Source organism: Rhizobium sp. BR 362 (genome assembly GCF_036528765.1).
Lineage (GTDB): Bacteria > Pseudomonadota > Alphaproteobacteria > Rhizobiales > Rhizobiaceae > Rhizobium.
This window is the reverse complement of sequence record NZ_JARWGH010000008.1, coordinates 164219-173083: the sequence shown is the minus strand read 5'-3', so window position 1 is coordinate 173083 and position 8865 is coordinate 164219. Positions and strand designations below refer to the sequence as shown.

Here is an 8865-nt window from a genome sequence, read left to right as displayed (position 1 = left end):
GCACGCTGACCGCAATCCGCTATTCGGGTTACCTCAATGCCTTCTACCGGCGCATCAAGGACCGGCGTGGCCCGGGAAAGGCCATCATCGCCACAGCCCGCAAGCTGCTCACCATTATCTTCGACACCCTGAAAAACGGATGGGTCTTCGAGGACTTTCCAAACTTCATCATCGCCGGAAAAGAAAATCCGGCTCGACAATCATCATAGGAGGAGGAACAAGGATGACCGAAAGCGAGAAGACGGCGGTAGTGACAGGTGCAGCGGGAGGCATCGGCAGGGTCCTCGTGAAGCAGTTCGTCGAGCGGGGTTTCAACGTGATTGCGGGCGACGCGGACGCAAAAGCTCTGGAGGACGTCGCGTCCAATCTCAATCGAAACGGTCCTGCGGTCTGGACAAAAGCCGGCGACCTCAGGTCGAAGGCCTATTGTGAAGAACTGATCGATTTCGCCGTTCAAACGACGGGTCGGCTCGATGCACTCGTCAACAACGCCGGGATTATTACGCGTGGCACCATCGTTGAAACAAGCGACGAAGATTGGGAAAGGACGTGGGACATAAACGTCACCGCGATTTTCTACACCTGCCGGCGGGCAATTGCCTCCATGAAGGATCATGGCGGAGGATCGATCGTCAATATCTGGTCTTGTTGGGGTCTCTATCCCGGGCCTGGCCATCCGGCCTATTGCGCCAGCAAGGCAGCAGTTGCGAGCCTCTCGAAATGCCTTGGGCGCGACCATGCCGGCGACGGTATAAGGGTCAACGCGGTTTGCCCGAATGAAGTGAACACGCCGATGCTGCGCACCGGCTTCATACGCCGCGGATTTGATCCCGACACGGCGATCGAGCAACTGAACCGAACCGTCCCATTGGGGCGGATTGCCGAGCCGGAAGACATTGCAGACGTCGTGAGCTTCCTGACCTCCGATGCGAGCCGTTACATCGTGGGGACAGCGATAGAAGTCAACGGCGCGAAGCCCGTTTACTGAGGAGGCAGGAATGGCTGACAGACTCAAAAATAAGGTTGCCGTCGTAACAGGCGGCGGCCGAGGCATAGGATCGGGCATCACGACGCGCTTTGTCGAAGAAGGCGCGACGGTAGTGATCGTTCAACGCAATGCGCCGTCGGAACACATGCTTAACGATCGAACGTTCTTCGTGGAAGCCGATCTCTCCCGGTCGTTCGATATTGCGAAGGCGATCGAATGGACCGTCCAGCGGTTCGGCGGCCTCGACATTTTGGTCAACAATGCCGGGATCATGTTCGAAAAGACCGTGGAGGAGACCTCCGAAGAGGATTGGGATCAGATGATGACCATCAATCTGAAAGCGCCCTTTCTTCTCACCAAGATGGCGGTTCCCCATATGCGGCGGCGCGGCGGCGGAAGCATCATCAACATCGGTTCGATCGAGGGACTAGGTTCCAACCCGGGTCATCTGGCCTATTCCGCTTCCAAGGCAGGTATCCACGGGTTTACCGCTGCCGTCGCCGTGGATCAGGGCCGCGATGGAATCCGTTGCAACGCGATCGCGCCGGGATGGATCAATTCGGACCTCAGCGACACCTATATCGACAGTCTGCCCGACAGCGCCCGCGTGCGTCGTGAACTCCTCATCATGCACCCGGTCGGGCGCCTGGGCGAGCCGCGGGACATAGGCAATCTTGCGGTTTGGCTTGCCTCGGATGAAAGCGGTTTTGTGACAGGGCAGGTTTATGTCGTTGATGGCGGTCGGACCAAGAAATTGCCGCTTCCTGTGTCGTAACGAGCCGTGATTGCAAATCCCGTTTCAGCGGGTGGAGAGCGGCGCCGTCGTCGGCGCCAGCGCTCCCGCGCCGCTGCGGTCTGCCGCGTCCCCGCTGCCAGGACGTCTCATTGGGGCGAGTTGTCTGGTGGGCGCCTGCTTCGAAGCGCACGCCAGATCGACGGAGCAGCTATAAGAAACATTATGAAAGCAGCCAGCATAACAAGTGCAATACCCGTCTGCAGAAGGTCGAAGCGCACGCTGTCCCGGGAAACAAAATGCCCAGCAATCATTCCGGCAAAGGCGAGCGGAAGGCGAACGAATATTGGCATCTCCATCGTCTTTTCCCCCAATAAGAACCGCTAATTCGTTTGGCGCTTAATCGTAAGAATGCCGGCGTTCCGCGGAAGTATAGCATTAAAAAAGGTCCTCCTCACTCTCGGACGGCAAATCTCGTCCCGGGGGACCGCCGCTTCCAATGCGACTGAAGACCCGTTCGCTGATGTCCTTGCATAGCTTCCACAAGCTTGTGCGCAAGGCACGCTAAAGCTTGATGAAAGATCATATCCCTATCGCCCAGAACATGATCCGGCCGGAGTGAAGGGCGCTCTAGCCAGAAGGATGGAGGTATGATGACCATTGCATCACCGATTATCTGTAACGGCACGCCAAAATCGGGCACGCATGCGCTTCTGCAGGCGGTAGAAGCCATAGGGTTTGAAAAATATGCATTCGTGCGCGCCCTGCCCAAGGACCAGCCCTGTTACGCTCGTCGGATAAATTACAACGAAGAATCGATCTTCCTGTCGCAGCAGGCGAAGAGAAACTTCGACAATTACCTCAAGAATACACCCAAGGTTCAGGGATATAACGATGTCTCCAGGCTCCTGCATGGTGCTCCATCCCGGATCGTTGTCCATGGTCATGTGTGCTGGAACAAACGTGCGCTGCTGCGCGGTATGACGACCGTGACGATCATCCGCGATCCGCGCGACAATTTCCTGAGTTGGGCGCGCTGGTTTGGCCCCAGTGCCTCCGACGAATTCTTCTCGACCTATGCCTCTTTTACGTCCTGGCGAAAAGATAACCTATTCATCTACGAACGTTTGTGGGAGCCGGATCATATCATCGCGCTGGGAAATACTCTCGGCCATGCGATCACATCGCATCAGGTGAACGAAATCGTTCACAAATCGCACGGTAAATCGCTGACATGGACAAACAAACCCAGCAATCACCAGTCTGTCTGGAACAGCGATCTGGATAGTTTCTGGCGCGCGAATCACGGTGAGTGGCTTGATGCCGCCTACGAACAGATCGCATCCGAATGGCAGGCCGACCGCTTCCATTAGCGGGTGGAGAGCGGCGGCGGTGGCGGTGGGGTGGTCGAGCCGGCGGCGAGCGAACGCTGGACCATCACGGTGTCGGCCCAGCGGCCGTAACGATAGGCAACCGCCGGCAACAGGCCGACGCGAACAAAGCCGAAGCGTTCGTGCAGGGTGAGCGAAGCAGCGTTATCGGCGTCGATATAGCCGATCATCTGCCGGAAGCCGGCCGCCGCGCAGGCGTCGATCAACCCGCGCATAAGCAGGCTCCCGACACCTTGGCCGACATGATCGTGATGCACATAGATCGAGTGCTTGACGGTGTAACGATAGGCCGGGCGTTTGCGGAACAGCACGACATAGGCATAGCCCACGACCTTCTCACCTTCGACCGCAACGACATGCGGGAAACGGCGGTCCTTTAAATTCTTGCGCCGCTCCCGCAGATCGTCCGGTTGCGGCGTGTCGCTATCGTCCACCCCAGCCTCGATGCCGCGGCGAATATGGCGGCGATAGATCGCCAACATGGCATCGACGTCGGTCTCCCGGGACGGGCGAATGACGATGGTCTTCTCCTGCTTCATGACCGAACCTGAATTCCCAGCCTATTCCGCAACGACGTAGGTATAGAGCCGGATGCGGCCGGATGCATCGATCTCGCGATAAACGCCCTGAATCTCCACCTCGAAGCCGGGGAAGGTGTTGAAGCAGGTCTCGAACATCTTGAGATAGTCGATCATGGGCTTTGCATTTTCCGTCAGGCGTTCGCCCGGCACGATGGTGGCGATACCCGGAGGATAGACGACGAACGGTGTTGTTGCGATGCGACCGGCGATGCCGTCGATCGGCAGATATTCCACGTCGTTGCGAACCAGGCAGCGCGCGGCATCATGGGGCGACATGGCCAACGGGGGCAGGTGCTCGGCAGAAAACTGCTTTGTCTGAAGCGCGCTGACGTCGGCTTGGCGGAAGAAATTGTGCATGTCCATGCAGAGATCGCGCAGCCGCACTCCGGCATAGCGGCCCGGCCGGCGGCGATAGAATTCCGGGATTGCCTCTTCCAGCAGCGCATTGTCGTCGTGGAGTTTTTTGAAGGCGACGAGGCCGCTGATCAAGGTGCCGGCTTTGCTGGCTTCCACGCCCGGGGTGAGAAGGAATAGCAGCGAATTGAGGTCGTTCTTTTCCGCAACGATGCGGTTCTCGCGCAGATACTGCGCGACGACAGGCGCCGGTATGCCATGTTCGGTGTATTTTCCGCTTTTCCGGTCGAAGCCGGGGGTGAGCAGGGTGAGCTTGTTCGGATCGGTCATGGCAAAGCCCGGTTCCATGTCGGAAAAGCCGTGCCATGCCGCGCCGGGCGTCAGGTGCCAGAAGGCGGGATTGGTGGCGAGCTGATCGGTGGCGATGCTTTCCCATGGCACGTCATGCACCGCGCCGGGGCTCGACACATCCGGGATCGCCACGCGATCGGGCACGAACGGCTCGAAGAACCAGCGGCGCTCGGGGCGATGTTCCTTTTCCTCGAATTCGCGGCGCACTGCGCGGATCTTCTTGCGCAGCTCGATGCCGAGGCGGATCGTGTCGTCCCAGAGCACTTCGCCGGAGCGGCCCTTCATCATCTGTGCGCCCACATCCAGCGAGGCAAACAGCGGATAGAAAGGCGATGTCGAGGCGTGCTGCATGAAGCTTTCGTTGAAGCGACGGTGCTCCACGCGGCGCTTCTGGCCGGTGATATGCCGATCCTTCATGTGGATCTGGGAGGCTTGCGAGAAGCTTGCGAGCTGCTTATGGGTGGATTGGGTGGCGATGATGCCCGGCGCGTCCGGGCCGAGGTCGGTAAGACCCATGGCGAAACGGCCGGCATAGAGCGGGTGAAACTTCATGAAGCCCGCCCAGGCCTCGTCGAAGAGGATGTAGTCGCACAGATGCCCGATACGCTTCAGGATCATCTCGGCATTGTGAATGGTGCCGTCATAGGTGCATTGCTCCACCACCGCGACGCGGAAGGGACGGGCCTTCTTGTAGGCCTCAGGGTCTTTCACCAGCGGATGGGTGCGGATGCGCTCTCTCAGCGCATCCTCGTCCATGGTCGCAAAATCGATGGGACCAATCAGCCCATAAAGATTGCGTATGGTCGGCAAGTAGACCGGAATGCCGCCGGAGATCATCAAGGCGCCGTGATGGGCGGCCTTATGGTTGTTGCGGTCGAACAGCACGAGGTCGCCATCGGTGACGAGCGCTGACAGTGCGACCTTGTTGGAGGTGGAGGTGCCGTTCAGGACGAAATAGGTCTTCTCGGCGCCGAAGATTTTGGCGGCTTCCTTCTGTGCGGCAAGCGCCGGACCCTCGTGGGTGAGCAGGTCGCCGAGATCGAGCACGGAATTGTCGAGATCGTCGCGGAACACCGCCTCGCCGAGATGCTCCATGAAGACCCGGCCGATGGGGCTGCGGCTATAGAAGATGCCGCCATTGTGCCCGGGGCAGGTCCAGAGGTGGTTGCCCTCTTCGGCATAATCGACCAGCGCGCCAAAGAACGGCGTCTTCAGCGTCTCGGCATATTGCTTGAGCCGGCTGATGAGGCTCTTGGCGATAAAAGCGGGCGTTTCTTCGGACAGGAAGACATAGCCGTCGATGAAATCGAGAACCTCGACCGGCACATCCTCGAAGCGTTTGCGCCGGATCAGCAGGATGATCGGGAATTCCAGGCCGCGCCGACGCATCAGGTTGATGAGAGACGCAGTCTTGCCTTCAAGCCCCTTCTTGCCCCAGTCGACCAGCATGCAGCCGATGGCGGCGTCCGTCTGTACGGCGATCTCCGCATCTTCGAGATTGCGCGCGCGCACCACCTCAAAGCCGGAGCGCTCGATCTCCTCGATGATCTGGTTGTAGCGGGCGCCCTCCAGATCCTCGCTGTCAAAGGCTGGCGTTGCGAATAGAAAGTTGAAACGTCTGAAATAATCCATCTGGGTACCCGCTCTTGATCTGGCACGACGTGTCGACGCATTTCATGACATGGATGTGACAAAGCATCGAATGCCCGAAACACCGCACAGAATGGCACCCTGTCGGATACCGGAACTTCCCTTCATATCTCCAGCAGGCGCGGTGAATGCTCTTGGCTGCGTCAGAGGACGCTATCGAAAGAGGTTATTGCCTCATCCCGCATTGGCGGATCGATCGTCAGATGAATCATCTGCATGAATTCGATCGCGGCCGCCAAGCTTTGCCATATAAAGTGCCCGGTCCGCGCGGGCATAAAGGCTGAGGGCTGTGTCACCCGGCTGGGCGCACGCTAGACCTGCCGAAAATGTATATTGAAAATCTGGATGCTCCTGCAGCGGCCTTGCTTTGCGAACGGAAACGAGCATCCGTTCGACAATCAAGCGTGCCTGAGCGATGGGCGTGGATGGAAGTGTGAGCACGAACTCTTCCCCGCCTATCCGTCCAAAGCAGTCCGTGCGCCGGACCAGGTTGTGAACCCGCTTTGCGAAATCTCTGAGCACCAGGTCGCCGATCTGATGGCCGAATTGGTCGTTGATACTCTTGAAGCGGTCGATATCCAGGACGCAGAGGCAGCCAAGCAATGGCTCAGCATCTCCTCGTGGCTGCAACATGTCTTCGATGCGCGCGGTGACGAAGCGGCGATTGGCAATACCGGTCAGTTCATCCGTATAAGAGGCCTTTATCGCCAGATCCCGGTCCTGCCGGACGGCGCGCGACTTTGCCTTCAAAGCCGTCACATCGCTGGCGACACAAAGCATCCAGCCATCCTTTTGGACCATCTCGGTCATCCAAAGCCAGCGTCCGTCGACAAGATCGGTCTCAAAGGCTCTGAAGCCAGTCTTCCCGCGGCGAGATTGAGTGGAGATCAGCCATTCTTCAAAGTCTGCGGCGTGGATGACGGTCCCGCGTTTCGCATTGAAATTCCGCCGCATCAGATCTGGCCAGAACGGTGTCGCATCCGGCTCTATGAAAAAGGCCGTCCGAAACGCCTTATTTGCATAGCGCAATCGGTCGAACTCATCGTAGGCAGCTACGAGAACAGGAGTGGTCTCGAACAGTTCAAACAGTCGGCTGATGTCGTTATCCATTCGATCGATTTTGACAATCCTGGTTGGACGTTCCGATGAAGCCGGACGTTGAAGCCCCCGCAGCGTCTGTTAGAAGTTTGTGGTGGAACGATGACCAGGTCAAGCTTGAGTGCGCCGGTAGACCCCTGTTTGCTCATGCATTCTTCGAATGGTTTCGAAGCGACAGGCACCAAGCGGTCTAATACCTAGGCCTCGATTGCGCTCGCGGCGATATCGATCGGATCGCTTCGTCCGCTCCGTCTGATAGCCTGCGGCGGCTGTCCGAAGGCGCGCAGGAAAGCTCGCCGCATGCGGTCGCGGTCGGCAAATCCCGTCTGGCGGGCGATGACCTCGATCGGGTGGCGGCTCTGCTCCATCATCAGCCGTGCCGCCTCGACGCGAAGGCGCTCCACCACCTTCGCAGGCGGCTGTCCGGTCTCCGCCAGAAACGCCCGGCTGAACTGACGCGGACTGAGGCTCGCCACCTTGGCCAATGCGGTCACGGACAGTTCCGTCTGCAGGTTGCGCCGTGCATAGGTCAGCGCGCGCTGAATGCGATCAGATCTTGGCGCGAGGTCAAGAAGCTCGGAGAACTGCGACTGTCCCCCTGGTCGTCTGTGATAGACGACCAGCTTGCGTGCGACCGAGCGCGCAATTTCCACGCCATGGTCCTGCTCTACGAGCGCAATCGCCAGATCGATCGCAGCGCTTGCGCCCGCAGAGGTCCATATCGGACCATCGACGATGAAGATGCGGTCTTGCTCGACCTTGACCTGCGGAAAGCGCTCGGCGAGTTCGCGAGCGTAGAACCAATGCGTCGTCGCCCGTCTTCCATCGAGGAGACCTGCTTCGGCCAGGACGAAGGCGCCGGTGCAGGTCGAAACCACCCGGCGGTGACGACTGGTCGCGTCGCGCATGTGTTCGATCAGCTCGGGTGGCGGCGGAACGATCGTCGGACCTCCCGCGATCATAAGCGTATCGAAGCTCTGTTCGCGCAGTTCGACGCTGTCGACACCCACACCTATGGAACTGCGAACGAGCCCCCCGGTCATCGACACAGTCACGACCTCATAGACCGGTTCCGGCATGGCGCGATTGGCAAATTCGAACGCCGACAGCGCACCCAGAGAGAGCATGTGGAAGCTTGGATAGACAAGGAAACCGATGGTTTGCATCGTTCTCACCGTGAATGTCTCAAATCGTCGTATATATGACATTTGTGCCGTGGCACTGCAACCCCACATCCTTTTTGCAAGCGTGCAGCTCGTCGAATTCGAGCCGGCACGTCCTCACAGAAAAGGATGGAAAGCCATGCCAATGAAAACCCTTTACACTGCAAAGGTTCATACCGTCGGCGGCCGCGAAGGCGCGGCACGCAGCGCAGACGGCCGGATCGACGTTCGGCTTGGCACGCCAGGCTCGAAACGGCCCGGCACAAATCCTGAGCAATTGTTCGCCGCCGGCTGGTCAGCCTGCTTCGAAGGCGCACTGGCCCACGCTGCGGGAGAGGTCGGCGTCACTCTGCCGGTCGACACGGCTGTCGATGCGGAAGTCGATCTCAACATCGACGAGATCGAAGGTTTCTCAATCAGCGCTCGGCTCGCCGTCAGCCTGCCGGGGCTTGAACGGGAGGCCGCGCAGGCGTTGATTGACCGCGCCCACGCAATCTGCCCTTATTCGAAGATGGTCCGCGGCGGGATCGTAGCCGCTGTCATGCTGGCCTGATCG

Annotated in this window: 8 protein-coding genes and 1 pseudogene; 5 read left to right on the top strand and 4 right to left on the bottom strand. The window is 59.0% G+C overall.

The window, feature by feature from the left end; translation table 11 throughout:
• From QDY28_RS14565 to QDY28_RS14550, 4 genes and pseudogenes are all read left to right on the top strand, one after another.
• Positions 1–209, top strand: a pseudogene (locus QDY28_RS14565) (IS110 family transposase); the annotation flags it as partial.
• Positions 210–223: 14 nt separating this feature from the next.
• The gene (locus QDY28_RS14560; RefSeq protein WP_331382386.1) at positions 224–988 is read left to right on the top strand and encodes an SDR family NAD(P)-dependent oxidoreductase; all 765 of its coding nucleotides are present in this window, start codon (positions 224–226) and stop codon (positions 986–988) included.
• A 10-nt stretch (positions 989–998) separates the two neighbouring features.
• On the top strand, positions 999–1763 hold the full coding sequence (locus tag QDY28_RS14555) for an SDR family NAD(P)-dependent oxidoreductase (RefSeq protein WP_331382385.1): 765 nt from the start codon (positions 999–1001) through the stop codon (positions 1761–1763).
• A 608-nt stretch (positions 1764–2371) separates the two neighbouring features.
• Positions 2372–3094: a hypothetical protein gene (locus tag QDY28_RS14550; RefSeq protein ID WP_331382384.1), complete on the top strand. Its 723-nt coding sequence runs from the start codon at positions 2372–2374 to the stop codon at positions 3092–3094.
• Here the strand turns inward: QDY28_RS14550 and QDY28_RS14545 are convergent.
• The 4 genes from QDY28_RS14545 to QDY28_RS14530 all read right to left on the bottom strand — a co-directional run bounded on the left by QDY28_RS14545 (position 3091) and on the right by QDY28_RS14530 (position 8312).
• Entirely contained in the window at positions 3091–3651 is a 561-nt protein-coding gene (locus QDY28_RS14545; RefSeq protein WP_331382383.1) for a GNAT family N-acetyltransferase, read from the bottom strand. The two genes, QDY28_RS14550 and QDY28_RS14545, sit on opposite strands and share 4 nt — an antisense overlap.
• 21 nt (positions 3652–3672) lie before the next feature.
• A complete protein-coding gene (locus QDY28_RS14540; RefSeq protein ID WP_331382382.1) occupies positions 3673–6030 on the bottom strand; it encodes an Orn/Lys/Arg decarboxylase N-terminal domain-containing protein in 2358 nt (785 codons plus the stop codon).
• Positions 6031–6222: 192 nt separating this feature from the next.
• Positions 6223–7158, bottom strand: a complete 936-nt coding sequence (locus tag QDY28_RS14535) for a sensor domain-containing diguanylate cyclase (protein WP_331382381.1) — start codon at positions 7156–7158, stop codon at positions 6223–6225.
• A gap of 185 nt (positions 7159–7343) precedes the next feature.
• A complete protein-coding gene (locus tag QDY28_RS14530) occupies positions 7344–8312 on the bottom strand; it encodes a GlxA family transcriptional regulator (protein ID WP_331382380.1) in 969 nt (322 codons plus the stop codon).
• 136 nt (positions 8313–8448) lie between these two features.
• Between QDY28_RS14530 and QDY28_RS14525 the strand changes: the two genes are divergently transcribed.
• Positions 8449–8862: an organic hydroperoxide resistance protein gene (locus QDY28_RS14525; protein WP_331382379.1), complete on the top strand. Its 414-nt coding sequence runs from the start codon at positions 8449–8451 to the stop codon at positions 8860–8862.
• Positions 8863–8865 lie beyond the last annotated feature (3 nt).